Source organism: Thermithiobacillus plumbiphilus, assembly GCF_038070005.1.
Lineage (GTDB): Bacteria > Pseudomonadota > Gammaproteobacteria > Acidithiobacillales > Thermithiobacillaceae > JBBPCO01.
In genome coordinates, this window is record NZ_JBBPCO010000002.1 from 223,838 (window position 1) to 250,364 (window position 26,527).

The window sequence follows — 26,527 nt, forward strand, 5'->3', positions numbered from 1 at the left end:
CTATGCTCATTCCATGACAAAGAAAACACCTGAACAGACGTCCACTACCCCCGCTTTCTCCCTGCTGGCGCAACATGCCTCGCCGGAGACGCAGGAGTTCTTTGAGGCACAACGCGAGACGGTCAAGGCCGCCATTGCCCGCAATCTGGAGCTGGTGCGCACCCTGGTGGGCGAATGCACGCAGGAGGAGTTCGCCAGGGCTGTGGGCGTATCTCGCGCCACGATCAATCAGCTTGAGCAGGGTCGGGGCGATCCCAAGCTCTCCACCCTGGTGGACATTGCCACAGCCCTGAACATCAGCCCCATTCTGCTGCTGCTCAGTGAGGCGGATCTCGATGCCCTCATCAAAGCCATCGGCAAAGTGCAGGATAGCTCTGCAGATCAGACTCAGGATGTAGGGCATTTGGAGAAGATGCAGCGGCTGTTGAAGTCCGGCTTGGCCAAGCACCGCGAAGAAGCCGTGGACATGGCTTTGAACAGCAAATCGGTACTGTCCATGGCCAGCCTTGGAAAAGGTACCCTGGTGGGGGCTGCCATCGGCACCACCCTCCTGCCGGGTGCCGGCACCATCCTCGGTGCCGCTCTGGGCCGCTTCATGTCACGTAAGCAGGACCGCTAAACCGCCGGCCCGCGCCGGACGATCCACCCGTACTCAGATTCCGGTACCTGCACCCGCAGGGGCCATCACAGGAGGTGCAGGATGTTGGATTCCATGTTCGGTAATATCAAAAGCAAGCTCAAACAAGCCGTGGGCAACTATGTCGAAAACCGCTCCTGGCCGGTGCCGGAATCAGCCGTGAACCTGGCCCTGGAAGTGTATCTGACCCAGATCCCGGAGATCAAAGGCGTGCAGGTCAAGGTGCTCGAAGGCAGCTTTGAGGTATATGCCACCGTGCGCAAAGGGGTGGTTGCCCTGCAAAGCTGCAGTACCTTCGTGGTGGAATCCTGCGAGATCAGTAGTGAGCGCCAGATCCTGACCTTGCGCCAGACCGGCAAGACCAGTACCGCAGGTGAAAGGCTGCATGACCGGATAGTGCTGGCCGTCGTCCAGGCACTGTTCGCGGTGGTGCTGCGGATCGATCCGGCGGCCTATCTCCTGAAAAACCAGCCCGGTATCAGCGTCTCGGGTGATCTGTACACGATCGATCTGGCGCAGACGCCCATCAGCAACTACGTGCGCGAGCAAACAGCCCTGCTCAAGATGGTGAATGGCTTGGTCATAAACCGGATCAACTGCGAACCGGGCAGGTTCCTGGTGCAGGCAAAGGTGCGGGCTGCAGATGCAGATGCAGCTGAAGTTGATCTTTTGAAAGTATAAAGGGAGCTTTCATGGCCACCTTAAGTAGCGCATGGCAAGAGCTGGACCTGTTACTGACAGAGTTCCCCGCTGAGTGGCGCAAGGAAAAGCAGGATATTCTGGAGCAGGCGATGCGCGAGGGTCGGCTTCGCATTGCGGTGCTGGGTCGCTTCAAGGCGGGCAAGTCAACCTTGATCAATGCCCTGATTGGACAGGAATTGTTGCCCGCTGATGCGCTGCCTGCAACGGCAGTGGTGTGTGAGATCGAGGCTGGCGAGCCTGAAGGCTACCTATCCGAGCAAGCTGGTCAGGTAACTGCCATCGATCGCAGGCAGTTCCAACACTACGCCACTGGAAAATTTCAGGGCCAGGGCGATCTGACTGTGCTTCGCGCGACGTTGCCCGGCATTCCCTTACCAGCACGGGTATGTCTGGCGGATACGCCCGGTGTGGACGCCCTCAACGAAGATCACGCCAAAGTGGCCTATGGCTATCTTCCCCAAGTGGATGCTGCCTTGTATGTGTTGCGAGCTACCCAGGGTGGTCTCAGCCAGGGCGATCTGGAGTATCTGCAGCGCGGGACTCTTTCCAGTACCCGTCAGCACATGCTCTTCGTGCTTACCCATATAGATCAGGTGCCAGAGTCTCAGTTGAGCAAGATTCAGGATGCCGTGCAGACACATCTGCAAGAAATTGACATATCGAACCCTGTCATACTGCCCATTGATAGCCATAACACCAGGTCAGCCCAGAACGTGCAGGAGCAGGATCCGCAATTAGGGGCATTATGGCAGGCGCTCAAGACCCATCATCTGGATCAGGCGGATGCGCTTAGGCAGCGCCGCGCCTGGCGAACCTGGCATGACATTCTGCTCGAAAGCCAGCATCAGCTGGAAATTCAGCGACAGGGCCTAGGCTTTGATGATGCGGAGTTGCGACGAGAGATTGAGAACTTTCATGAGGCGCAGCGGCAACTGCGAGATCAGCGACATATCCTGGAGCGACATGTACATCAACTCCAGCAGAAATTGCTGGAAGACCTGGGCATCCAGGTACGAGAGCGCTTGCAACTTGTCGCTAACCACGCCGCGACAGAAGTGCGTAACAGAGCCCAGGGCCAGAAGAAAAGTTCTGCTCAACAACTTGCGGCGGAGATTCGCAATGATCTGGCTGAGCAAATGAGTCAACTGGTAGAAGATTGGCTCAGACCTGAACTGGAGCGGGTTCAAAAGGAGATCCAAGGGGAGGTCAAGCGCATGACGCTGGAGCTTCCCAGCTTGCAGCAGGTCAGAATCGAAGTCGCGGGCAATGGCTGGCGCGATCATCTGCTGGACATCGTTTCACAGGTTCTCGTTTTTGGTGTGCTTGATTTGCTCCTTCCGGGAGGAGCCGTTGCTGCGCTGATCGCCCGGGTGCTTGGCCAAAAGGTCTTTGGTAAAACTGCAGAAGCAATCACTAATGTGCTCGCTCGGGTTATCAACGCCACCTCCGTCGAGATGCTTGGGAAACAGATAAGTTCAAGCATTACCGATAAGGATGTGGAAATCCTGCAGCAGTTTCGCAATCAGCTTGAACCGCTACTGGCTGAAATGGCCAAGCAGTCGTTGGGCCAGGTCGATGCCCAGATCAACGACACCCGCGCGTCCCTTGAAAAGGCCCGGGAGAGCCAGCAGGCGGGGGAGCGAAATGTAGCTAGCGAACAACGTCGGCTGGAGCAGTTGATTGGTCAGCTTTCAAGGCTGGATGCGGTCCACAAGCCGGCTTGGCAATGATACATCGGGGGCCTCAATGCTGACAGCCGAAAACCTGATCCTCAAATGGAGCGCGGCATTAGAAATACTCGCCGCGCATGAACCTAATTCTCAGGAGAACAAGGAAGCGCGTGAACTTTTGAGGCGGGCCGTAGGCTTGCTAGGATCGACCTCGAAGAAACCCACGCTCGTGCTGGCTGGCGGTTTCAGCGTAGGAAAGAGCCGGGTGATCAACGCCATCCTCGGCTTGGACCTGGCGCCCACCGCCATTGAGCCCACAACGGCACGCCCCACCAGATTCCAGTATGGGCAGGAAATCTCATACGAATTCATCGACGATAAAGGTAACAAGCAACGCTTCAACGCAGAGATGTTTGCTCAGTTGCAGCACAACTCGGCAAGCGGCAATGACGCATATGACAGTAAGAAGGTCGTTTCGGCATTGGTCAGTGCACCCATCCCGCTACTGAAGCATGTAGATCTCCTCGACACGCCCGGCATCAACAGCATTGGAGGGGCTTCTACTGACACCAGCGATGCACAGAGAACAGCAGCGGCACTCAATGACCCGGATGCGAGCGCCGTGGTATGGGTCATGAGCGCCAGCAAGGGTGGCGTGCAGGACTGGGAAATTGGACACCTTCGCGAATTGCGCCGGGCAGGCAAATACTGTTGCGGGCTGATCAATCAAGCTGATCTCGTCTCGCCGCGCAATCGCGCCACCATCTTGAAGAAGATTCGAGACAGCGGGCTTTTCGATAAGGTAATCCTGTTTTCTGCGGAACTTCGCCAGTATCGGGATCAGAGTCCAACTGAGATAAACAACCTGGATGGAAATGCCGACCTGACATTCGATTGGGAGTCAGACGTCCTGCTGGAATGTCTGCATAACCGCGACAGCGGTGGCGGAAATGCCGAACTGCAGAAACTTTATTCGGCTATGATCGCGCACATGATTGGACGGATAGAGGCATGGAACGCGGAAGTGGCCAGGATGGGTGTCCGACGGGAAGAGGCCAGGAAAGCTGTCAGAATGATGTTAGCTGAACAGTATCAGCAAAACATAGATATATATGCGCAACTTAGCGAATCAAAGGCTCAAAAAGGCTATCTGCTGTCGAGGGCGGTAAGCAACGCAACCGCAGAGAACATCTTTAGTAGCAATGATGTCGATGTATTAAAAATTTATGAGAACTTCTTTATTCCTATGATGGATGAGCTGTTCTCGCAACATCAGGAAGACTCAGAGCGCTTGGTAAATGAACAATGGCGCGGTATGAGTCGCCAACTGTCCTTGCTTGGAAGTGAAGCAAAAGTCCAAATGGTCGACTCTATGATGGAGATGAGCAATGTATATCGGGAAGGGGTTGACTCTAGAGCAGTGATAGTCTCGATGTTTTTTAAATATTCGGAATATATAAACTTTGATTATGGATTTTCGATTGAGAGTGTTTTCCTCCCAACTTACTATGTGACTTCTCTAAAGACTTTCATGATGCGCGGAATGGAAGCACATGAGTACACGTCGCCGAAAAATGATCAGGCGAGCACTCTGGAGGAAAGGTTACTCACACATCTGCAGCCTTTCGAGGCAAAACTAACTCAAATCGAATTGCTTGGTATGCAATTGGTTGCTCACCGCGATCGATTTCTCGCTATGGCTGACCTGAATCAAGCTTCATAACTTCCTGGAGAAATGCAATGCATGCATCTGAAGCCCCAATTTCTGGTGACTATCAGCGAAAATTCGAAGAATTGAGGGATGGTGTCATAGCCTATGAGCATTGGCTACAGGGCGTCGTGACTGAAAATATGCTCGATGGCAAGGCTGTGTTGCCCGAAGAAGCCTTGAAGAACCTGAGAAAAGGCGGGCAGTATCTGCGGGACTATGTGCGGCAAGCCCAAGACAAACGATTTGACATTGCGGTACTCGGACAGATGAATGTCGGGAAGAGCACACTACTCAACGCATTATTCCTCGACCGGCCAGTACTCCCTGAAGATGCTGTGGCCTGCACAGCGAGGCTTACCTTCATTGAACATGGTGAAAAAGAAAACGCACAGGTGGAAGTCTCTGACTACCGTTCCGTACCCGGCGCACGCCGGCACGATCAGTCCGGCAATCAGGGCCGGTTGGACGTTTCACTGGATCATCTAAAGGATTATCTCTCTGCTGATGGCGGATATACGGCGTACACGGAAGAAGTCCGCATTCAACTCCCAAACTTCCTCGATCCCTGGGTCCGCATTGTCGATACGCCGGGCTTGTTTGATCCTGTCGCCGAAAGATCGGCATTGACCTCGGAATATGCGCATCAGGCGAGCGCAGTGGTGCTAATCCTCCATGCTGGACAGCCATTCAGCCGGGAGGATTCCGACTTCATTCGTAAACATCTGCTGGATACGCCGCTGGATCGCATAATCATAGTCATCAACAAGGTGGATGATCTTGCCCCTGTGGATCGAGATCGCGTGAGAGCCTATGTGGAAAACATCCTTCAGGACATGAGTCGATATTTGCAAGAAGATCGTTTGGCAGAGGTCAATACGGATGCCGTGTTGCGGGCATTGCGGGAGGCACCGGTATTGCCTTGCGCCGGATTGCTGGGCCTGTATGCAAAAACGCCTGATACATTGCAGGATCGTGAGTTCCATCGCCGCCGCTGGGCAAGCAAGTATACTATCGACCTTGATGATCCAGCCGCTTGCTGGCAGGAAAGTGGGCTACCGCAACTGCAGTCACAGTTAAAGGCTTATGTCTCTGGCCGTGATACAAAAGACAATTTGCGCCGTCTGGCAGATGCGGGCAGCAATACGCTCGCCAAGGCACATGAAAAAATTGAATATAAACTTGGTTTGTTGACTCTCGGCCTTCAGGAAGCCAATCGATCCAGACCCGAACTCGATCAGATGCTAGAGGATCTAAGGAAGCTTAGCGTAGAACTGGTATCGAAGAATGATATCTTCCAGATGAAGTTGAGAGCAGTCATTCAGTCTGAACGCAAAAAAACCACTGATAAGTGCAGAATGAAAGTTGAAGATACTGCGCAGGTAATGCGAATCAAATGCGATGATTACATCGGCAGAGTAGGATTTTTTAACCAGAAAGAGCATGTCAGCAAACTCAACATGGAGATGGAATGGAGAGCGCGTGGCTGCTTGCCAGAACTGAAGAACATCTTTGATGACAGTGTCGCTTTCCTGCAGGACAGAATTCCTTCCTTATTTAAGGAGCACCTAGAGGAAATGGGTGGTCTTGTTAGATCGCATGCCTCAACGAAATTCAGCGACTTCTTTCTGCGGCGCATGCGCTATATGGAAGCGGCCGATACTGCAGCTCTGAAGTCATCCGTAAAGCAGCTCCAGCCCGCCTCGCGCTGGAAAGCGTTCTGGGGATCAACCATGAGATCTCATCTTACAGATGAGGCCGGCCAAATTGTTCCATCTTGGGAGAGGTCCTTGATAGAAGGTGTTAATCAGAGCCTCGACGAATACGAAGATCACATTACAGGTGAATACATTGAGCCAGCCATTGGAGAGCTCAAGCGAATTGTCGAAGAATATAAAGACCAGATCCAATCTACGCTCAAATCCAAGGAGAACGAGGCCACGGACCTAGAAACCCTTAAAACTTGGAACAATGCTGCCATGCAAGTTCTCATGAGATGGCGTGGCGATCTGGCAGCTATACAGGAATCCTGGGCCTTGAACAAGGGTGGATCATGACCGAAGAAAATCTGAGTTTTCTAGGTAGAGCAACTAACCTGCCAACCGTGGAGATCTAGTCATGATTTTTGACAAACTGCGAAAAAGCTCAGCGGCTAAGCTTCAAGCAAATCAAAGCCAGGGTTCCCTTCGGCAGGAGCAGGTATCTCTTCCCGATCCCCGTCCTGACTTGAAGCGCTTGCTCGGACAGATTGCCAGTAGCTTGTACCTGGAAAGGGCTGCCCCTGATGATCCGCTATCTGTCCCGGAACTAGATGCCTTTATCATGGCATTATTGCATCAGCGCGATCAGCTTACCAGAGAGGCATTGGGGAACAGACTACAGGATCGGATGAAAGACCTTAATCTGGCATTTGAATCTGGCAATCTGGACGAGGCTAAATATCAATTCGGCTGGATTGAAAAAGTTTATGAAGAGGAACTCGTGGAAGCGCGCAAGTCTCAGACGGCAAAATCAGATCAGGAATGATCGGTTTTGTTGACGAGAGGGGCAATCAATCCCATTTCATGCGGCAAGAGATCAGCGGATCACGGCTTGGGAGTTTGCTATGGCCATTCTTCTTGGCGCGATAGTGTTGGCAGTCATGGGAGCCTTTATAGGCTTTAGTGTCCTGGCCTTTCATGCCGTGGTAATCATTTGCGGCTTTTGTGTCATGCTGCTGCTGGGGCTTGGCCAGGACGAGGATGGGCGGGTTGTGCTTTATCTGGGCGGCATCGTTCTGGCGTTTCTGCTGGGCCGTCATCTTCGCCGGTGAGCCAGTATAGGTCTGGTGCCTGTCAGATTGACTTCTCATCGCGCTGGTTTCTGCCGTGATCGGCGTAACGATAAATCCGGAATTTTCAGATGAATACTAGCAGCCCCAATCCACGATCCCGAGCTCAAGGCTGCCTCCTTGGGCAACTCGCCGGAGACGCACTCGGCAGTCTGGTTGAGTTCCAGTCCCCGGAGGAGATCCGCCGCAGTTATCCCCAAGGTGTGCGGGTACTGGTGGATGGTGGCACCTGGAACACCATTGCCGGTCAGCCGACGGATGACTCGGAGATGGCACTGCTGCTGGCCCGGATGCTGGCAGAGCGTGGGACCTATGATCCCGATGCCGCACTTCATGCCTATCAATTCTGGCTCGGCTCCGATCCTTTTGACTGCGGCATGACCATTTCCGCTGGTCTGGGGGGATTTCCGAATCCCGACAGCCAGGCCAATGGAGCCATGATGCGGATCAGCCCCCTGGGCATCTTCGGGGCCAGCTATCCACTGGAGACAGTGGGCGACTGGGCCAGGCAGGATGCCGCGCTGACCCACCCAAACCCGGTGTGTCTGCAGGCCAACATGCTCTATACAATGGCGATTGCTCACGCCATTGCCTCTGGCTGCCAGGCCGAGAAGCTCTACCAGGAAATCAATCAGTGGGCTGTCGACCTGGCTGTCAACCCCGCACTGATGAATGCCATCCATGGCGCTGCCGATGCGCCACCGGCTGAATACGTACAGCAACAGGGCTGGGTGCTGATTGCGTTTCGCAATGCCCTGTGGCAACTGCTCAATGCCAAGAGCCTTGAAGCAGGAGTGGTTGATACGGTAATGCGGGGCGGGGACACGGATACCAACGCAGCCATTTGCGGGGCACTTCTGGGTGCCGTGTACGGTCTGGATGCCATAACCGCCCAATGGGTTGATCGAGTCCTGAGCTGCCGACCCCAGGCCGGACATCCCGGGGTCCACCGACCACGACCCGAGTGCTTCTGGCCGGTGGATGCTTTGGAGTTGGCAGATCGCCTGATTCAGGGCTAAAAGCTATCAGCAGGCCGTTGTCCGTGATCTAAGATCGCGCTACTTATGAAGCGTCACATCCGAGAAGCCGCGCTTGCGGCATAAGTTTTCTGCCGCCATGCCGGCATACGCATCCCGCAGCACGCCCGTGATCTGCTCCTCCGAAAATCGCTTCTTCACGCCATCTCCTTTGTTGTGTCCAACTCCTGAGAAGCAGTTCGTTTCCTGGGCGATTCACATTGCGGGCTCCCTGTAAAGGCCACGTATCGTTCACCTAATTTCGATCACCTGATATTGACCACCTGATGTTGACTCTAGGCATTAGGTGACTATTTTAGGATTAGGTGAACATGTCCGGAGGGCTCCCATGGCCATTAAATATGAATCGGTTGAATTTCATCGGTTGGCATCGGCGCAGGTTGCTTATGTTCGTACGTGGGTAAACGCCATGGGCCAGGTCGACAGCCTTTGGTGGCCAAGACAAATACCGCAATTCCAGCAATTGCTGGATCGTGCGCGTAAGGGGAGTGGTCGATGGAATGGCGAGCGGTGGGAATTCAAGCCTGCGGACTGCGCCAAGATTCTGGCATGGATTGGCCGCGAGTTTCCGACCATGTCGATCCTTGCGCCTGACCAGGAAGCCCCGGCACTGAAACTGGCAAGCTTGGTGGAACTACAGGCGGTTACCCGGAAAATGTGGATGTTGCGGGTGCCTGCTGATCAGGTGGGCGCGCGTGACATCGCGGAATTGGCGTTGCGCCAGAAATTCCTGGTCGAAGATGGTGACAAGGAATCCTTTGTCTGGGTGGGTCGCAAGCAGGACGCCCGTGGATTCGTGCACCGGCTTCGGGAGAAAGGGTTTTCGGTGCATTGCAGGCGGTATCCGGGCTGGCGCCGCTTGCCGCCTGTTGCCGTGGTGCGCAAGGGCTGGAACGTCAGCCTGGAGCTGTCGGCGCAGCATCCTGGCCATGGCCTCTGCTTTGCGGCTCCTGTTCACTCGAGCTGGCGCCGATCTGCGCAAGCCTGGACATTTCGAGCACAAAATTGCCTGCTGAGTCAGTGGGCTGGCAAACTGGAGATGATGAAGAGCTGGGGGCTGGCCTGGCAGGGAGACGATCCCAGCGCAGCCTGGGAGATCCCGGTACTGGAATCGCAACGCATCCCCGGCTGGGATCATCCGGTTGCAGGCATTGGTTCATTGCGCGATTATCAGAAAGCCGCGGTTGAGTTTCTGGCATCCCGGCGCTGGCGCGCCCTGATCGGTGACGAGATGGGGCTGGGCAAAACGGCATCGGCGATTGCCACTGCTGCTGCAATGGATGCGCAGAGAATCATCGTGGTCTGTCCTACGGTGCTGCGACACAACTGGCGATCCGAATTGCTGCGCTGGTGTGGCAGCGAGGAGGAATCGCGCATCCTGATCGCCGAGGATAAGACGGACCTTCCCGATGAGGATACCCGCTGGATTCTGGTCTCCTATGACCAGATCATCGTCCGCCAGGAGCGGTGGAAGGCCGCGTCCAAGGATGAAGCGCGGGAAATCATTCGTTTTCTGTCTGAACACGGATTGGATGTAGAGGCGGATCAGGAGACATTTCAGCTCGAGAGCGCGTTGCATGGCGAGCCTGATCTCGAGCCCAGGCGGCTGGCGGCGTGGCGGAAAATCCAAAGCCGCCTGCGCGGAGATTACCTGCAAGCACTGCGTAGCTGGGGACCGGATCTCGTCATCCTGGATGAAGCGCATCGGGCCAAAAACCACGAGAGCAAGCGCCATGAGGCCGTCGTATCGCTGAGTAAGGCTGCGGACGGTGTCATCCTGTTGACCGGCACGCCGGTTCAAAACAATACGCGCGAGCCGGTGAGCCTGCTGGAAATCATTGATCCTTCCAGTATGCAGGAGGGACGACGCAAATACACCATAGAAGAGCTCAAGGGCATGTTGCAACCAATGCTGCTGCGCCGCACGAAAAAGGAGGTGTTGCCGGAACTCCCGCCCAAGATCCACCAGGTCATCGAGGTGCCAGCCAATCATCTGGTCGATAATGAGCCGGTAGCCAGGGCCATGGACCAGATATTCGAGTTAGGCGAGGGCAGCAGAGTACCGGAATGGGCTACGCAGGAAACGGATCCCCAAATGCGCGTATTGGCGGCGGCATGGGCCAGTGGCAAGGTCATGAGCCAATTTGAGTTGTGGCGGGCGGCATTGGGCATGGCAAAGCTAGGCGAGCAGACCATGGAGGTGATACTAAATACCCTGGAAGAGCGGGGACGGTTGGTGATCTTTGCGCACCACCTTCCGGTGATCTCGTATGTGACTGAAACCCTGGGTAAGCATCGTTGGCGCGCCGCAGCCTTGACCGGCAAGGTAACGCCTGAGGAGCGGCACGCGCTTGCAGTGCGTTTTCAGTCGGGCGAACTGGATGTTCTGGTCTGTGGCATGAAGGCCGCGGGTGAAGGGTTGAACATGCATCGGGCGGACACGGTCGTGTTCCTGGAACTCGACTGGAATCCCACCATCATGTTGCAGGCCATAGATCGCATACACCGTCTGGGACAGGGGGCGCAATCCTGTCACATCATCCATCTGCTCTCCAATGACCTCCTGGATCGATTCGTGCGCAAGCTGGTGTTGGATCGCAAGGTGAATCTCATCGAGACCGTCCTGGACGAAGAAGTCAATTTGTTTGCTAGCGCAGAACATCAGCCATCGAATCAGGCCAATGTGATAGATATCGGGAGTCATGCAGGGAAGCGGAAAACCCCCTCTGAAAGGCAAGCTACGGATGCTGGCCCAGGCGTGCACGATCCTATTCCCCTGTTTCCATTAGGGGGCAAAAAACCATGTGGCGATAGCCCTGCCACTTCCTCACAGTCATCAGGTGAAGGAAATTCGGCAACATTAGGTGATGCAACATTAGGTGACATAATTCAGCTTGAATCTCCGGCATCATCAGGTGAAGAAAATACCCTGGCATCAGGTGACAAAAAACCTGTTGTAGATGTTGGTGAACGCATCGATACGGATCGCTGCTCTCACAATCCAGAGCCTGCAGCGAAGCCAGGCCGGGGCCGGCCACGTTTGTCTGATGAAGAGCGCAAGGCACGCCGCGCCCGTGCGCGCGCGGCATGGAAGGCCGCGAATAAAGAAAAGGAGATTGCCTGGATCCGTGAATGGCAAAAACGAAATCCCGATCGCGTGGCTGCGGCCTCCAGTCGCTGGCGGACGAAAAAGAAAACTCAGGAGGAAGTTTGATATCTCCCAACTGCGCCAGGCAGTGCCTGTGATCTGGAAACCAGGCAGGCTTCCTCGGCAAATATATCGCCGGGGCTTATGTGAAATCTGACGGTAGATATACCTACTGCTGAATAGAAACAGCCTTACTCGTCCCTATCGCACCCGCGCCAGTTCCCCCCAGCAGGTGGTGTAACGGGGGGAACGCTTACCGGCGCGCATGGCCCAGGGCTGCTCGATGCCCTCTGCCGCAAAGCGCAGCATCGCCCGCCCGAACTGGGCATTGATGCCATCGAGCGTGTGCATGAGCTGCTGGCGCTTCGGGTCCTCCGGCGCACTGAAAAGACTGGCCTGTCTCACGCCCGGTGGCGCCAGATCCAGCAGCATCACCCCGGCCTTCCGATAGCGCTGTCCGGGCTGGTAGAGCCCGGCCACTACTTGTCTGGCTACCCGGATCATCTCGCTGGTATCTGCTGTCGCCTGGGATAGCTGAATGCTCGCCTGCCGCGCTAAGGCCCCGAAGGGCAGGGGATAGAGCTGGATCTGCAGTGTCTGGGCAATGCTGTATTGCGAGCGCAGCCTTGCGGCGGCCCGCGCCACATGATGACTCACCGCTTCCTGGACTTCATGCAGGCCCGTCACCGGCTGACCAAAGCTCCGGGAGGCAATGATCTGCTGCTTAGGTGCCGGCTGGCTCTCCAGATCCAGACACTTTTCTCCCCGCAGTTCCCGCACCAGCCGCTCCATCACCACCCCAAAGCGCGCCCGCAGCAGACTGGTATCCGCATCGCGCAACTGCAAGGCCGTGCCAATCCCCAGCACGTCCAGCTTCTCCGCTAGACGCCGGCCAATGCCCCAGACATCCCCCACGGGAAAGTCTCTGAGCAGCTGCTCCTGCAGCCTGCTATCCCGCAGATCCATCACGCCCTTCAAAGCAGGGTCTTTCTTGGCAAGGCGATTGGCGACCTTGCTCAAGGTCTTGGTGGGTGCGATCCCGATTGACACCGGTATCCCGGTCCACTGGCGCACCGTAGCGCGGATCATGTGGGCATGGGGCTCGATGTCACGGATACCCGAGAGATCCAGGAATGCTTCATCGATGGAATAGACCTCCAGATCGGGCGCCAGGGTGGACAGCACTGTCATCACCCGCCGGGAGATGTCGCCATACAGGGCATAGTTCGAGGAAAACAGCACCACCCCATGCTGGCGGATCAGGTGCTGCACCTGATGCAGGGGTACCCCCATGGGAATGCCCAGCATCTTGGCCTCGGCAGAACGTGCCACCACGCAACCATCATTGTTCGAGAGCACCACGATCGCTCGATGCAGCAGGTCCGGGCGGAACAGCCGCTCGCAGGAAGCATAGAAGTTGTTGCAGTCCACCAGTGCCAGAGAGGCCGCGCGGGTCATGGTTTGAGCGTCCGCACCACCCCCGTCACCACGCCCCAGATCACCAGATCCAGCTCCGCTGAAATGGCAATCGGCGGGAAGTCCGGATGGGCGGCCACCAGCTTGGCCGTACTGCCGCGCAGCTCCAGGGTCTTGACTGTCAGCTCGCCATTGACTGCCGCCACCACGATCTGGCCAGACTGCGGCGTGATCGCCCGGTCCACCACCAGCAGATCTCCCGGATGAATCCCTAAGCCCGTCATCGACTCGCCTTCCACGGTCACCAGAAATGTGGCGGCAGGGTGGGCAATCAGCAGTTCATTGAGATCCAGCGATCTATCCAGATGATCATCGGCCGGTGAGGGAAAGCCCGCCCGCACCCGATGGCCATAGCGGGGCAGGGGACAGGGTACCCCCACCTGCGCCTGCCAGGCACCGGCAGGCAGTGCATCCCCGCGCCGGCCAGCCAGCAGGCCCGTCACCACCGGCAGCAGGGATTGCGGCACCCGCACCGCCTGCGTCGGCTCGCCATACCGTCCAGTGCCCGCCGGCCGCCCGGCCCCGCTGCGTACCCCGCCCCGTGTGCCCATATCCCCTCCGCATTGTGCTTGTGATTTGAGTACAGTAATCAAAAGCACAAGCGCGTGGCAAGGGGAGGGATGCCATTTAAGGTGCGAGGTTTGGCAATTGCCATTTCTTTTTGGCACTTGCCACACCCTTGCTCGCGGGATCTCCATGCTGGCCCCATGTTCCCCAACCAACATGGAGGCTGTCATGCCAATCCCCAAAGTAACCCAGACTACCGACATTAGCCGCGCACGTTCTGAACTGCGTCGAGACATTGCTTTCAGTCTGGGCTTGGATCCCGACAAGCTCCCAGCTCTACTCGACGCCGAACAAGCTGCCAAGGTCCTGGATAACTCCCCACAAACCCTGAGCATCTGGCGTAGCACCAAGCGCTATAACCTGCCTTACGTGAAAATCGGTCGGCGGGTGAAGTACCGAGTTTCCGACCTGCTGGATTTTATTGAGCGGCGGACCCACGGTGTGACAATGGAGGGCTGAGCCATGCAAATAAAAGAAAAGGCCACCGGATCCTACAACCCGACAGCCCTGACAAAGCTCTATTCAGGCTCCAATCATAGCAGTTCCCGCATTGATGCAGCCACCATCAAACACCAGATGGACCCCCGCATCTACTACACGGGCGAACTTATGGATGCCCCGGTTTTGCGCTGGCGCGGCGCCGACTGGAATGATGGGGGGCTCTGTCCATTTCATGCCGACCGGAGAGCCGGCAGCTTCCGGGTTCACCTGGGCAGCGGCGCTTATCACTGCTTTGCCTGCGGCGCCAAGGGCGGGGACCTAATTGCCTTCCATATGCAGCGTTATGGGATGCGTTTTGCCGATGCCATGAAGGACCTGAGCGGCACCCCGGTAGCACGAACACCGGAACCGCGCATGGAGACCAAGCCTAAGCCTGCCGAATCCCAGGAGAGCAGGCGCGGGCGCTACCAGCGGATGATGCAGGAGGCCCGGCCCATCAAGGCCGGCGACCCGGTAGCCTGTTACCTGCAGGCACGTGGTCTTCGGCTCGCCGCCTTCCCCCGAATACTGCGCTATGCGCCTGTTCTGAGCTATCACCATGAAGATAGCCGCAAGACGGTTCATCAGGCCATGCTGGCAGCGGTACAGGGAACTGACGGGCGACTGGTGAGCATTCACCGTACCTATCTGACCGCCGACGGCGCCAAGGCCAATGTCCCCGAGCCCAAGAAGCTAATGCCTGCAGTTAGCGAGGGCGCCACTAGGGGCGCGGCGATTCGCTTGTTTCCGATCCAGGAGAATAAATTGATCCTGGCCGAGGGCATCGAAACCACGCTGGCACTGCATGTCCTCACCGGCTGGCCGGCCTGGGCCTGCGTGTCGGCACAGGGACTGGCATCCGTGATCCTGCCACCCCAAGCGTGCGAGATCATCATCGGCACCGACCTGGACCGGAGTGCTGCGGGCGAGCAAGCCGCGCGAAGCCTCCGGGAGCGGTTACAGGCAGAGGGGCGAAGCACGCAGATTATAATGCCATCCAAGGTCCACCTGGCGCGCATGGCGGGCCTAAATGGCTATGTCCCGAAGACCTGCGATTGGCTGGATGTGCTGATGATGGAGGGCGGGGCATGAGCAGCCTGAGCGAACAGATTTATACTGAACTGGCCAGCCCCGAGGAAGTAGCCGAGATGCTCGGCGGGGTGGAACCGACCGATGATATCGACTGGCCGGAGGCCCTGCCATTGCGCCGAGTAATGCCCGAGGGCGACCGCTATCCCCTGGACGTGCTGCCCGGCGTGCTCAAGGGCGCGGCCACGCGAATGCATGAGAGCATCCAGGCCCCGCAAGCCATGATTGGCCAGTCGATCCTGGGCGGCGCCGTGCTGGCGGTTCAGGGGCACGCCAATGTAAGTATCGATGGCCGACGATTTCCCCTTTCCCTGTTCCTGGGCACCATTGCCGAGTCCGGCGAGCGCAAGACCGCGTGCGATAATACGGCGCTGGCGCCACACCGAAAGCGCGAGAAGGACCTGAAAGACGAACTTGGACCGGCACACGCGGATTTCGAGGCAGAACATGCGGCCTGGAAAAAGGCCCGTGAGGAAGCCTTGTCAGCCAGCAAGAACAAGACTCGCGAGGCCAAGGCCCAAGCACTTAAGGCCATCGGTCCGGAGCCCCTGGCGCCGATTGATCCGATGATGATTGCCCAAGAGCCGACTTATGAAGGACTGGTGAAGTCGCTGGCGGATGGCTGGCCATCAATGGGGATTTTTTCCGATGAAGGCGGCCAATTCCTGGGCGGGCACGGCATGAACAAGGAGAACCTCGTCAAGACCGCAACCGGACTTTCTGATCTGTGGCAGGGCAATCCGATACGGCGCACCCGAAGCGGCGACGGGAATCTTCTGCTGTATGGCCGGCGCGTGTCGCTGCATCTGATGTTCCAACCAATCCTGCTGGATCTGCTGTTTGGAAATGCCATCCTGGGGGGGCAGGGATTCAATGCCCGTATCCTGGCAGCCTATCCAGCTTCCACCATCGGCACCCGGCTATATCGCGCCATCGATCTGAACCAGGATCCCGTGATGCTGCGCTACTTCGCGCATATGATGCGCGTTTTGGAGGCGCCGCTACCCTGGGAAGATCCCCAAGACCTGCGCCGTGGCCTGAAGCAACGCGAAATTGTCCTGTCGTCTGATGCCATGTCGTTGTGGGTTCTCTTCCATGACCACATGGAGCGACTGAGCGCACCCGGCGCGGCCCTGGAGCCGATCAAGGCCCATGCAGCCAAGGCGGCGGAGCAGGCGGCCCGGCTGGCGGGCATTCTGGCCCTGACCGAAAACCTGGAAACCGGCGTGATCAACAAGCCCGCCCTGGAAGCGGGTATCGAGCTGATCCAGTTCTACGTCAATGAGGCCCTGCGGCTGCATCAGGGACGGGCAGATGATCCGGATATCGTGTTGGCGGAAAAGGTGCTGGCCTGGGGACGGGCGCGAGGCGGACGCTTCGGGGCAACAGAGCTGTATCAGTCCGGCCCCAATGCCATTCGCGACAAGCAAACCGCTCTTCGCATCCTGAATCTGTTGGCTGACCACGGCCTAGCGCGGACCCTGCCCAATAGGTGCATCATCAATGGCAAGTCCTACAAGCACGCCTGGGAGGTCCGGCCATGAGCCTGTTCCCGCGATTCAATCCGTACCAGGACAGTACCCCTGCCGCTATTCCGGCAATTCTGGCTATTCCTGAGCACGCGAATAGCGAAAATAGCGGGAATAGCACGGACCCGGCACCCACACCCGTACCTGTAACGACACCCGAAGACGCGGCAGCCATGCGTCTGTCTGCCATCGAATCCAGCGGCCTGGCGCTGCTGGTGAAGGTGGCGGATGGCTTCATGGTCTGGGCGAGTACACAGGCGACGATCCCCGAGGCCTGGGCGGCCTATCCGCTCTTCACCACCGAGGAACTGCGACTGATCCCACCGGGCAACAGGCAGGCGGCGCGGGATTGGCTGGCGCTCAAGCGGACGTTCCCGGCATCGACCATGCACCCGGTCAGCGAGGCTGAGGCATCGACCCCGCCACCGGCGACCGAGTACGTCACCTGCGCCACCTGCCAGCACTACCAAGCCGGCGAGCGGGGCGGCATCGGCACCTGTGCCACGGGCGAGGATCAACGCACCACGCCACCATCAGAGCGTTACCCGGCAGGCCACCCGGTTCAAGCGGCCCTGTATCCACATGCACGGCGCATCTGTTCTACCTGGGCGGCAACATGAAGGCGATCTGCTGGTTCTGGATGATGCGCCTGCTGACGTAGGCTGTTTTTTCTGTAACGCGCGTGCGGACGGTGCCTGTAAAGGAAAAATAAGACTCCGGGACGGACTGTGCCTCACCAGATTCTTACCTCCATGAAATTAATTAATCAGGTGGGGGATGGAGCCGGAGAGGCCGTTGCCCCGTACTGAAACTTGCCGCTTTCGTATGGGCAAATCATGCCTAGGGATCTCTCCAGCGTATGACCAGCGTATGACCAAAGAAAAAGGCTCAGCCGGGTTATCGGCTAAGCCTTTGATTTTATGGTGGGCCGGGTGAGACTCGAACTCACGACCAACGGATTAAGAGTCCGCTGCTCTACCAATTGAGCTACCGGCCCGGGTAGCAGGATTGAAGCAATAATGCTGCAATCAAAATCTGGGGTGGCTGATGGGGCTCGAACCCACGACCACCGGAATCACAATCCGGGGCTCTACCGACTGAGCTACAGCCACCATTGAAAAAGCTTCCCTGCGGGTATGGCGCGCCCGGCAGGAATCGAACCTGCAACCTACGGCTTAGAAGGCCGTTGCTCTATCCGATTGAGCTACGGGCGCAAAACGTGCCACAGCATACCTCAATCCGGGGATTTCCTCCAGCCTTCCCAAGGGGGCAGGTTGGTCGGGGTGAGAGGATTCGAACCTCCGACACCCTGCTCCCAAAGCAGGTGCGCTACCAGGCTGCGCTACACCCCGCGCAAGGCTCACGATTATAGAGACGTGTCTTTGAAAGGTCAATCTTTCCGCGATCAGTGCATATGTGAAATGCGTTTGCGCAATCTTTCGAGTTCCGAGCGGTCCGCTTCGATTGCCGAATGCAGGGACTCCTTCTCTTCCTGGGTCAGCAGGCCCGCGCGCTCAACGAGCTCCTGGGTGCGGTCCCCGATGTTGTCGAGCAACTCACTGATACGTGCATTCAGGGTTTCTGGCGTGCTGCGGACCCGATCCATGGTGCGCTGCGCCCGATCACGAATGCCAGACCGGACTTCGCGGCCGGACTGCGGAGCGAACAGCAGGGAAATGGCGGCCCCAAGCAACGCGCCGAGAATGAGATACATGCCGGAACTTTGATGGTCTTCATGTGCCATGATAACCTCCTGATAAGGCCTTGGCCTCTTGGTGGATTGCATAAATCTCGATGATTTGTTGAAATTCATTAAATACAGCCAGGCCGTCCAGTGACAGGGGCCAAGGTCCTAGCTTCTGAATACCACAATTTCCAGAAAACTAAAACATAGAGTAGACCGATGCTCAGCTGGCATTCCATTGCTTCAAGAAACATGTGGCCTTATGTCTTTGATATACTGAGCTTCATTGTTTCCACCGCCATAATGTTTGCCTACCGGACCTGGCTGATGAACCGTGTCCGTCAGCGCCCGACCAGTACGGTGATGGGCACAAATAGTCTGGCACGAACCGCCTGGGTGGAAAGGATCATGCAGGAGGGGCGGGATATCCTTGCGATCCAGACCCTGCGCAATTCCACCATGGCCGCCACCCTGATGGCCTCCACGGCGGTACTGCTGATCATGGGCATTCTGAACATGCTGGCCAATGCCGACAAGATCGGGCCTACCCTGCATGTGCTCAACAGCTGGGGATCCCGGGAGCCTGGCATGTGGATTTTCAAGCTCCTGGTGCTGATCGTCAACTTCTTTATCGCTTTTTTCAGTTATTCACTGGCGGTGCGCGGGTACAATCACGTTGGCTACTTGATCAACGTGCCGCCCAACGCGCCGGAACGCCATGGCGTCACGCCCGAGATCGTAGCCCACCACCTGAACCGGGCCAGTGACTACAACAGCCTCGGCATGCGTACCTATTACTTTTCCGTGCCATTGGTGCTCTGGCTGTTCGGACCTCAGTGGATGCTGGCGTCGACCTTCATCCTCATTGCCGTGCTCTATCGTCTGGATCACCAGCCGGCGATGGACTGAGCTTGCGCCGGCAAGAACTCAGTCATTGAGGTTCTTGCCGTAGTAGATCTCCAGCATCTCCCGCCGCAGGCGTTCCTTGATGCTTTCCTGCTCTTCCGGTGAGAAATCCTCTCCGCGCGTGCCAAACAGATAATTTTGCAGATCGAAGTCTTTCAGCAGCAAACGGGTGTGAAAGATGTTTTCCTGGATCATGTTCACATCGATCGCCTGATATCGGTCCTGGGTGTCGCGGGCAATGAAGTTCTGGATCGAACTGATCTTGTGATCGATATAGTGCTTTCTGCCTTTGACGTCGCGGGTGAAGCCCCGCACCCGATAATCGATCGTGACGATATCCGAGTCAAAGCTGTGAATCAGGAAATTCAGCGCCCGCAGCGGGGAAATCTTGCCGCAGGTGGAGACGTCGATATCCGCCCGGAAGGTGCTGATGCCATTGTCCGGGTGGCTTTCCGGATAGGTGTGCACGGTAATGTGGCTCTTGTCGAGATGGGCCAGCAGGGTCTCGGGCAGGGGCCCTGGTTGCGGCAGATTGCTGGGTTCTTCGCTCAGGATCGGCTCCTCGGAGATCAGCATGGTGACGCTGGCGCCCTGGGGCTCATAATCCTGACTGGCGATGTTGAGAATGTTGGCGCCGATGATATCGGATACATCCGTGAGTATCTGGGTCAGGCGCGCGGCATTGTATTCTTCATCGATGTAGCTGATGTATTCCTGCCGTTCCGCCCGGGTGCGGGCATAGGCAATGTCATAGATGTTGAAACTGAGGCTCTTGGTCAGGTTGTTGAAACCCTGCAGCTTGAGCTTTTTGAGAGGTTTGATCATGAACCGTCCTGATGTCGGGGCTTCTGTTTGCCAAGTTTACCAGAATATATTCATTGACTGGACTGGCGCCGTGCCAGACCACGCGTGGGCGTGGCCTGCCAGGGATCATCGGGCCAGGGGTGCCTGGGGTAGCGCCCTTTCAGCTCCTTACGAACCTCGAAATAGGTGCGCTCCCAGAACCCCTTGAGATCCCGGGTCACCTGAATGGGACGCCTGGCCGGGGAAAGCAGATGCAGGACCACCGGAACCTTCCCCCAGGCGACCCTTGGGGTGTCCGCCAGGCCGAAAAGTTCCTGGAGCTTGACGGCCAGCACGGGCGCATCACCTGACAGATAGTCCAGACGGATCTGGCTGCCGCTGGGAACTGCAATCTGCCCAGGCGCGCCTTCCTCTAGCCGGCTGCGTTGTGGCCAGTCCAGTTGCGCGGCCAGTATGTCATGCAGATCCAGCCGCTCCAGGGCACGCAAGCTGCGCATCCCGGCCAGATAGGGCGCCAGCCAGATCTCGAGCGTTTCGAGCAGGCTGGCGTCATCCAGGTCCGGCCAGTTTTCGTCGGGGCCCTGCTCTCGCAGGAAACGCAGACGGGCCTGCAGTTGCCGGGCTGCCGCTGTCCATGGCAGAGCCTCGATACCCTTGGCGCGGATGCCGGCAATCAATGCCGCCATCACTGCTTCGGGCGGGGGGCTGTCCAGCATCTGGCTGCCAAGCACCAGTTCACCCAGCTTCTCCTCGCGCCGGGCGACGATCTGTTCTGCCTGCGCATCCCATTCCACCCGTGATTCTACCCGAATCCTGTCAGCAAGGTGTTTTCGCAACAAGGCGGGAGAAACGCTTTGTGCGAGATGAATCAGCGCTTCGCCAGTTGCGGCATCGACCAGGGCCGCCACCAGCCAGGCGGAAGCCTGTTGGCCCTGCCTGCGCGAGAGCTTCGCGCCGCGCCCCTGGGCCAGCAGGTAGCGTTGCGGGTCCTGGGGGCGTTGCTGGGCGATGCGGTCGGGATAGGCAAAGGCCAGCAGCAGCCCAATGATGTCCGGCTCCGGAATGGAAGCGTCCGGGTTTCGGCAATCCAGCATCCTGCGCCACTGCCCAGCCGCAAGATCGACTCGCCGACAGGCCTGGGCATCGGCCCGACAGGCCTGAGCGCCGCGCTGTCCATCCTTGCGCCAGGCTGCAAGCGCGCTCAGACGGTCATGCAGGTCGCCATCGGCCGGATTTGGGAAGATGTCCCTTTCTGACAGCAGGGCCGCGAGATCACAGGCGGTGGCGCTCAGATCCAGGGCCTGGGCGCGCAGTATCATGTGCGCGAGTCTCGGATGCAGGGGCAGGGCCGCCATGCGCCTGCCCGCATCGGTGATGTTGCCGGCATCATCCAGTGCTTCCAGATCCTGCAGCAGGGCTTCGGCCTGGGCAAGGGCTGCCGGTGGTGGTGGATCGAGCCAGGTGAGGCTGTCGGGATCGCGCACACCCCAAAGCCGCAGGTCCAGCAGCAGTGGCGCAAGATCGGCGCTGCGGATTTCCGGGGCAGTCTGGGCCAGCAGGCCCTGGTGCGTATCCTTGCCCCAGAGCCGGTAGCAGTCACCGGGCCCAAGCCGCCCGGCACGACCGGCGCGCTGGTCCGCGGAGGCTTTGGAGATGCGACCATTGAGCAGGCGCGTCATGCCGGAGCCGGGATCAAAGCGCGGCTGCCGCGCCCAGCCACTGTCCACCACGATGCGGATACCCTCGATGGTGAGACTGGTTTCGGCAATGTTGGTGGCCAGAATGACGCGCCGCTGAGGACCTGGCATCAGGGCGCGGTCCTGTTCGGCCTGGGGCAGATCACCATGCAGCGCGCAGATCCGCAAATCTTCATCCTTGAGCCGGCTTTCCAGCAGGTCGCGGGTCCTGCGGATCTCGTGCATGCCCGGCAAAAAGGCCAGCAGGTCGCCCGGATGCGCTGCCAGCGCCTGCTCGATGCTGGTCGCCATGGCTTCCGGCAGTGGCGTCTGGGCATGTTGCGAGAGGTGATGGATGCTGACCGGAAAGCTGCGCCCCTCGCTGCTGATCAGCGGGGCATCATCGAGCAGGCGCGAGAGGGCCTGTCCGTCGAAGGTGGCCGACATCAGGAGAATCTTCAGGTCCTCGCGCAGTCCCTGCTGCGCGTCGCGGCACAGTGCCAGGGCCAGATCGGCGCTGAGATGACGCTCGTGGAACTCGTCAAAGATCACCAGTCCCGTATCCGACAGCTCGGGATCGCTCTGCAGCCGGCGCGCGAGGATGCCTTCGGTCACGACTTCGATACGGGTTCCTGCCGAAACCCGGCGCTCGAAGCGGATCTGATAACCCACCGTCTCACCGAGCTTTTCGCCGAGCATGTCGGCCATGCGCTTTGCCGTGGCGCGCGCGGCAAGCCGGCGCGGTTCGAGCATGATCATCCTGCGCCCTTCGAGCCAGTCTTCAGCGAGCAGGGCAAGTGGCACGCGGGTACTTTTGCCAGCCCCTGGCGGGGCCTGCAGGACGGCAACCGGCGCTTTGGCCAGCGCGGCACGCAGTTGCGGCAGGATCGCGTCGATGGGCAGTGCAGCGGGTGTGGTTTTTGCGCTCATGCGAGTATTATTTCATGGATATGGATCGTGGGCATGCCTTGAATGGCATTCTGGTTCGGGTGGTACATTGGCGAAGGAGTCGTTCATGACAGAGCAGCCTTTCTGGCGCATCCGGACTCTGGTGGAAATGAGCGAGCGCGAGTGGGAGTCGCTCTGCGACGGTTGCGGGCTCTGTTGTCTCGAAAAGTTCGAGGACCGGGACAGTGGTGAGCTGGTGTTCAGCACCATGCCCTGCAGCCAGCTCGATGTGCAGACCTGTCGCTGCAAGGTTTACGACAATCGCCATGCGGTGGTGCCGGACTGCGTCCCGATCGAACCCACAAAGATGCAGGAATACCGCTGGCTGCCCGAAAGTTGTGCTTATCGTCTGGTGTTCGAGGGCCGGGATCTCCCGGACTGGCATCCCCTGAAGACCGGCTGCCCGGATTCCACCCGCGTGGCCGGCATGGGCGTGGATCAGATCGCGACCCCGGCTGGCAGGAACCGGTTGCGCCGACGCCTGCGCGGCAAGTTCAGCCAGGGCGGATAACTGCTTTCGGGCATGTCTCTAGGTCCCGTCAGCGCTTGCCGGCGTCGGCCCACAGCGCTGGCGGATCTCTTCCCAGGAGACCTCTTCGATCCCCTTGGGCAGGAAACATACCTTGCCCTGTTCCTGCCAGCTTTCCCAGTACCGGGCAATCCCGGGTCGGGCCTTGAGTTTCATATCTTCCGGATCCGGATGTGCCACGATCATCAACTTGTCGTCCCCCTGGTGCATCCACTCGATGATGCGCGTGTTGATGCCCTTGTCGCCGAAGCTGTAGCCGCAGACGAAAAGATGCCGGGATTCGCGCAGCGTATAACGAAACTGGTAATGCAAGTCGGCGTAGATGTCATTGATGTACTGAAGCATCTTGTTGAAGGTGCCTGCCAGGAACAAGGGCGCGCCCTCGGCGGGGTGGGCGGTGCCGGGCCTTGCATTCAGATTTTTCTGGTACTTCCAGTTGGCAGGAATACCGATGAGTTCGCCGTAATGATCATCATGCAGCCGGAACCAGTTCACTGAACCATGCAGCTTGAACAGGCGCACATGGAAGTCCGGGGACTTGAAAAGATCCGGGTTCCAGTAACGAATGCCCTGTCTCGGAGCATCGAAGCCCTCGGTAAAGGCAATCCCCTGGGACTCCATGTAGCGTTCCAGCACCATGTCGTGATTCAGGGAGAACAGATCGATCCGTTGAAGCTGCGGGTCCTCACAGGCACCCTTGATGCTCGCCATCGGATCCACGCTTTCCGGCTTGCCGATGAGCATCTGCCAGACGATATCGCGGATGTAGCGGGTAGCGGCGGCTGCCAGTGCTTGCAAGGGTATCTCGGTTTCGCCAGGCCCGATGTTGGGGAGTGCACGTAGTTCAGTCTGGATTCTTTCGATGAAGGGCAGGATGGCGGGGTTGTCGTATTCGCCCCGTTCGCTGTCATGAATCTGGCTGGCGGCGTAATAGAGGTCTTCGTAATCCGTGTAGTGTTCGGGATGGCCTGCGTAGTAGCGGTCCACCTCCTGCTTCAGGCAATGCAGGAATCCCAGGATGCGATCGAGACCAATCTCCCGGTCCCTTGCAGCGGATTCGCTCGCCTGCCAGTGGACAGGCTGACCCGTGTTGTCGAGCCCGGGCGATAGAACCTGATCGGTAATGTCTTTCGTGGATGGCATGCCAGCGGAGCTGGACAGCCCGGAGCCGATCAAAAAGGCGATGTTCCGCATGAGCCCCTTCGCTTTGCTGTGATCTTCGATAGCCGGCCTTGCGCAGCAACTGCGCCGGGACTTAGATATTGATATCGTGCTGCCGCAAAAAGGCAAGGCTTGGGGCAGTACAGCGTTGGATCAGCGCATGTCGTGCAGGGTTCCGGCGCGCCACGCGAACGAGCTTATCGGGATTGTCCAGCCCGGCCGCGGCATATACCTGGGCGGATGGATAGAAGCAGGTCTCGATGAATTCGTGGATCACGCGCCGCAGCAGGGGGCGCAGCAAGGCGCGCTGCAGCCGGTTCAGGCGGGGCAGTCTTTCCGACAGCAGTTCCCGGGCATAGGCCATGTGCCGGGCCTCTTCGCGCATGTGCAGGTGCGTCATGCCAAGCACGGCACCGGGCAGATCACCTTGCCGGCGAATGAGCCGGTTCATCTGGTCGGGAACCTCCTCGCCGATCAGGATGGTGGTCCAGAAGGCCGCCGAGCGATAGGGCGCGAATCGGGCGAAGAGACCCGCCATGCGGGGCCGGTCGCGAAAGGGCGTGAGCAGGGGGATGCCGCTCTTGCGGATGAAAGTCAGGAACATCAGGCTGTGACCGACTTCCTCGCGCAATTCATGCAGTTCGTACTCGTAGCGATCGAGGGACTTGTCGGCGATGTCGAGCACGTTGCGACTGATGCGCTGGATGAAGAGCGCTTCTAGCCAGAGACCCAGTTCGGTGAAGGCAAGGAACTCACATTGCGACAGCATGCGCCGCTGGATTTCGCTCAGGGATTGATAGACAGGCAGGCCATGCAGGGAAATCAGAGATTCCGGCAACCAGAACGCCTCCGGGTCCAGATCGTCCCAGGGGATCTGGCTCAGCGGGTCGCGGTACTGTCGGCTGCGCTCATTGAGGCGTCCGACCAGGGCCGGGCGGCGTGCTTGCACTATCGCATTCATCTGCTGTCAGGTCGTCTGGCTTTCGCGGGAATGCGCTTTCAGCGGTGGCTGTTACGCAAAATATCCAGGCATTCTGCCACGGAATGACGCGGGCGCCAATGCAGCAGGGCCTCGGCGCGTCGGGTATCCACCGCCAGCGGATAGCGCAAACCGGCCAGCCAGCCCGGGTCCCCGAGATTTCCCGAGATCTGCCAGAAGGCGCGGTGTGCCTTTTCCGCCAGGGCATAGGGCACCGGCATGGCCCAGCGCCCGTCCCGGCTGACGATATCCTTGAAGGAGAGGGGTTCGGGGGCGGCGAGATTGAAGGCGCCATCTACCTCGCTGAACAGCGCCTGCAATAAGGCCTGCACCACGTCATCTTCCCAGATGCACTGGGTCGGTGGTTGCGGGTCCGGCACCTGCACGTAAAAGCGGGTACGGGCAATGAGGTTCAGCAGGGATTGCGCCCGCGGTCCGACGATGGCGTGTATGCGCAGGCGCGTGATCGCGGGTGCACCAGGCGCCTGCTCGAAATCATCCAGCCACCATTCCACTGCCGCCTTGTCCTCGCTGTAGGCAAAGCCCGGCATGGGCCGCAGGGGCCAGGACTCGGGAATCAGCGCCGGGTTGTCCGGCCAGGCGCCGTAAACCGCCACGCTGCTGGCGTAAACAATCCGTCGAACACCGCTGGCTGTCGCGGCCCGGCACAGCGCCTGCGTGGCATCCAGGTTGTAGCGGCGAATGAGCTCCCGGTCCTTGCGCTGTGCGCCGAGCATCCGGCCCATGACCACAAAGGCCAGGTGAATGACGGCGTCGACACCTTCCAGGTGTTGCCCCAGGTCCGGGCCGAGCAGGTTGGCGCGAACGGCGCGAAAGCGCGGATGGCTGAAGCTGACTGGCGCGATGTCGAGCCCGGTCACCGCTTCGATATCCGGGTGGGCCAGCAGTGCCGGCAAGAGCGCCTGCGCCAGATGAGAGGCGGCACCCGTCACCAGCACCCGCATGG

Annotated in this window: 23 protein-coding genes, 4 tRNA genes and 1 pseudogene; 15 read left to right on the forward strand and 13 right to left on the reverse strand. The window is 58.5% G+C overall.

The window, feature by feature from the left end; translation table 11 throughout:
* Positions 1-13 precede the first annotated feature (13 nt).
* The 8 genes from WOB96_RS03145 (at position 14) to WOB96_RS03180 (ending at position 8,566) form a co-directional block, all read left to right on the forward strand.
* On the forward strand, positions 14-619 hold the full coding sequence (locus tag WOB96_RS03145; protein ID WP_341369820.1) for a helix-turn-helix domain-containing protein: 606 nt from the start codon (positions 14-16) through the stop codon (positions 617-619).
* Between the two features lie 81 nt (positions 620-700).
* Positions 701-1,318: a hypothetical protein gene (locus tag WOB96_RS03150; RefSeq protein ID WP_341369821.1), complete on the forward strand. Its 618-nt coding sequence runs from the start codon at positions 701-703 to the stop codon at positions 1,316-1,318.
* A gap of 11 nt (positions 1,319-1,329) precedes the next feature.
* Positions 1,330-3,069 carry a dynamin family protein gene (locus tag WOB96_RS03155; RefSeq protein ID WP_341369822.1) on the forward strand — a complete coding sequence of 580 codons (1,740 nt, stop codon included), beginning with the start codon at positions 1,330-1,332 and terminating at the stop codon, positions 3,067-3,069.
* 16 nt (positions 3,070-3,085) lie between these two features.
* Positions 3,086-4,732 carry a dynamin family protein gene (locus WOB96_RS03160; RefSeq protein ID WP_341369823.1) on the forward strand — a complete coding sequence of 549 codons (1,647 nt, stop codon included), beginning with the start codon at positions 3,086-3,088 and terminating at the stop codon, positions 4,730-4,732.
* 17 nt (positions 4,733-4,749) lie between these two features.
* A complete protein-coding gene (locus tag WOB96_RS03165; protein ID WP_341369824.1) occupies positions 4,750-6,774 on the forward strand; it encodes a dynamin family protein in 2,025 nt (674 codons plus the stop codon).
* 61 nt (positions 6,775-6,835) lie between these two features.
* Positions 6,836-7,243 (forward strand): hypothetical protein, encoded by a 408-nt coding sequence (locus tag WOB96_RS03170; RefSeq protein WP_341369825.1) that lies wholly within the window; start codon positions 6,836-6,838, stop codon positions 7,241-7,243.
* A gap of 79 nt (positions 7,244-7,322) precedes the next feature.
* Positions 7,323-7,529 carry a hypothetical protein gene (locus WOB96_RS03175; RefSeq protein WP_341369826.1) on the forward strand — a complete coding sequence of 69 codons (207 nt, stop codon included), beginning with the start codon at positions 7,323-7,325 and terminating at the stop codon, positions 7,527-7,529.
* Between the two features lie 89 nt (positions 7,530-7,618).
* Complete coding sequence (locus WOB96_RS03180; RefSeq protein WP_341369827.1) at positions 7,619-8,566, forward strand: ADP-ribosylglycohydrolase family protein; 948 nt, start codon at positions 7,619-7,621, stop codon at positions 8,564-8,566.
* A gap of 45 nt (positions 8,567-8,611) precedes the next feature.
* Here the strand turns inward: WOB96_RS03180 and WOB96_RS03185 are convergent.
* Positions 8,612-8,725: pseudogene (locus WOB96_RS03185) on the reverse strand (transposase); the annotation flags it as partial.
* A 187-nt stretch (positions 8,726-8,912) separates the two neighbouring features.
* Here WOB96_RS03185 and WOB96_RS03190 point away from each other — a divergent pair.
* The gene (locus tag WOB96_RS03190; RefSeq protein ID WP_341369828.1) at positions 8,913-11,798 is read left to right on the forward strand and encodes a DEAD/DEAH box helicase; all 2,886 of its coding nucleotides are present in this window, start codon (positions 8,913-8,915) and stop codon (positions 11,796-11,798) included.
* A gap of 135 nt (positions 11,799-11,933) precedes the next feature.
* Here WOB96_RS03190 and WOB96_RS03195 read toward each other — a convergent pair whose 3' ends face one another.
* Entirely contained in the window at positions 11,934-13,190 is a 1,257-nt protein-coding gene (locus WOB96_RS03195) for a Y-family DNA polymerase (RefSeq protein WP_341369829.1), read from the reverse strand.
* On the reverse strand, positions 13,187-13,759 hold the full coding sequence (locus WOB96_RS03200) for a LexA family protein (protein ID WP_341369830.1): 573 nt from the start codon (positions 13,757-13,759) through the stop codon (positions 13,187-13,189). Before WOB96_RS03200 ends, WOB96_RS03195 begins: the two co-directional genes overlap by 4 nt.
* Before the next feature lie 184 nt (positions 13,760-13,943).
* Here WOB96_RS03200 and WOB96_RS03205 point away from each other — a divergent pair, with 184 nt between their 5' ends.
* From WOB96_RS03205 to WOB96_RS03220, 4 genes are read left to right on the forward strand one after another with little or no spacing between them, the layout of a single operon-like run.
* Entirely contained in the window at positions 13,944-14,234 is a 291-nt protein-coding gene (locus WOB96_RS03205; RefSeq protein WP_341369831.1) for a helix-turn-helix domain-containing protein, read from the forward strand.
* A 3-nt stretch (positions 14,235-14,237) separates the two neighbouring features.
* Positions 14,238-15,347 (forward strand): DUF7146 domain-containing protein, encoded by a 1,110-nt coding sequence (locus tag WOB96_RS03210; RefSeq protein WP_341369832.1) that lies wholly within the window; start codon positions 14,238-14,240, stop codon positions 15,345-15,347.
* Positions 15,344-16,888, forward strand: a complete 1,545-nt coding sequence (locus tag WOB96_RS03215; protein WP_341369833.1) for a YfjI family protein — start codon at positions 15,344-15,346, stop codon at positions 16,886-16,888. Before WOB96_RS03210 ends, WOB96_RS03215 begins: the two co-directional genes overlap by 4 nt.
* Entirely contained in the window at positions 16,885-17,493 is a 609-nt protein-coding gene (locus WOB96_RS03220; protein WP_341369834.1) for a hypothetical protein, read from the forward strand. The genes WOB96_RS03215 and WOB96_RS03220 overlap by 4 nt, the downstream gene beginning before the upstream one ends.
* Positions 17,494-17,794: 301 nt before the next feature.
* Here the strand turns inward: WOB96_RS03220 and WOB96_RS03225 are convergent.
* From WOB96_RS03225 to WOB96_RS03245, 5 genes are all read right to left on the reverse strand, one after another.
* Positions 17,795-17,870 (reverse strand) — tRNA-Lys (locus WOB96_RS03225).
* Positions 17,871-17,909: 39 nt separating this feature from the next.
* Positions 17,910-17,985, reverse strand: a tRNA-His gene (locus WOB96_RS03230).
* 25 nt (positions 17,986-18,010) lie between these two features.
* Positions 18,011-18,087, reverse strand: a tRNA-Arg gene (locus WOB96_RS03235).
* Between the two features lie 61 nt (positions 18,088-18,148).
* Positions 18,149-18,225, reverse strand: a tRNA-Pro gene (locus WOB96_RS03240).
* 53 nt (positions 18,226-18,278) lie between these two features.
* The gene (locus WOB96_RS03245; protein ID WP_341369835.1) at positions 18,279-18,617 is read right to left on the reverse strand and encodes a YtxH domain-containing protein; all 339 of its coding nucleotides are present in this window, start codon (positions 18,615-18,617) and stop codon (positions 18,279-18,281) included.
* A gap of 192 nt (positions 18,618-18,809) precedes the next feature.
* Between WOB96_RS03245 and WOB96_RS03250 the strand changes: the two genes are divergently transcribed.
* A complete protein-coding gene (locus WOB96_RS03250) occupies positions 18,810-19,466 on the forward strand; it encodes a DUF599 domain-containing protein (RefSeq protein WP_341369836.1) in 657 nt (218 codons plus the stop codon).
* A gap of 18 nt (positions 19,467-19,484) precedes the next feature.
* Here the strand turns inward: WOB96_RS03250 and speD are convergent, their stop codons facing one another.
* Together speD and hrpB are read right to left on the reverse strand one after the other, a co-directional pair.
* Positions 19,485-20,288, reverse strand: coding sequence for an adenosylmethionine decarboxylase (speD, locus tag WOB96_RS03255; protein ID WP_341369837.1), 804 nt, complete (start codon positions 20,286-20,288; stop codon positions 19,485-19,487).
* Positions 20,289-20,338: 50 nt separating this feature from the next.
* On the reverse strand, positions 20,339-22,873 hold the full coding sequence (gene hrpB, locus WOB96_RS03260) for an ATP-dependent helicase HrpB (protein WP_341369838.1): 2,535 nt from the start codon (positions 22,871-22,873) through the stop codon (positions 20,339-20,341).
* A gap of 85 nt (positions 22,874-22,958) precedes the next feature.
* Between hrpB and WOB96_RS03265 the strand changes: the two genes are divergently transcribed.
* The gene (locus WOB96_RS03265; protein ID WP_341369839.1) at positions 22,959-23,402 is read left to right on the forward strand and encodes a YcgN family cysteine cluster protein; all 444 of its coding nucleotides are present in this window, start codon (positions 22,959-22,961) and stop codon (positions 23,400-23,402) included.
* An 18-nt stretch (positions 23,403-23,420) separates the two neighbouring features.
* Here WOB96_RS03265 and WOB96_RS03270 read toward each other — a convergent pair whose 3' ends face one another.
* From WOB96_RS03270 to WOB96_RS03280, 3 genes are all read right to left on the reverse strand, one after another.
* On the reverse strand, positions 23,421-24,563 hold the full coding sequence (locus WOB96_RS03270) for an SIR2 family protein (protein ID WP_341369840.1): 1,143 nt from the start codon (positions 24,561-24,563) through the stop codon (positions 23,421-23,423).
* Between the two features lie 112 nt (positions 24,564-24,675).
* The gene (locus WOB96_RS03275) at positions 24,676-25,542 is read right to left on the reverse strand and encodes a diiron oxygenase (RefSeq protein ID WP_341369841.1); all 867 of its coding nucleotides are present in this window, start codon (positions 25,540-25,542) and stop codon (positions 24,676-24,678) included.
* A gap of 38 nt (positions 25,543-25,580) precedes the next feature.
* Positions 25,581-26,525 (reverse strand): NAD-dependent epimerase/dehydratase family protein, encoded by a 945-nt coding sequence (locus WOB96_RS03280; RefSeq protein ID WP_341369842.1) that lies wholly within the window; start codon positions 26,523-26,525, stop codon positions 25,581-25,583.
* Between the last annotated feature and the right edge of the window lie 2 nt (positions 26,526-26,527).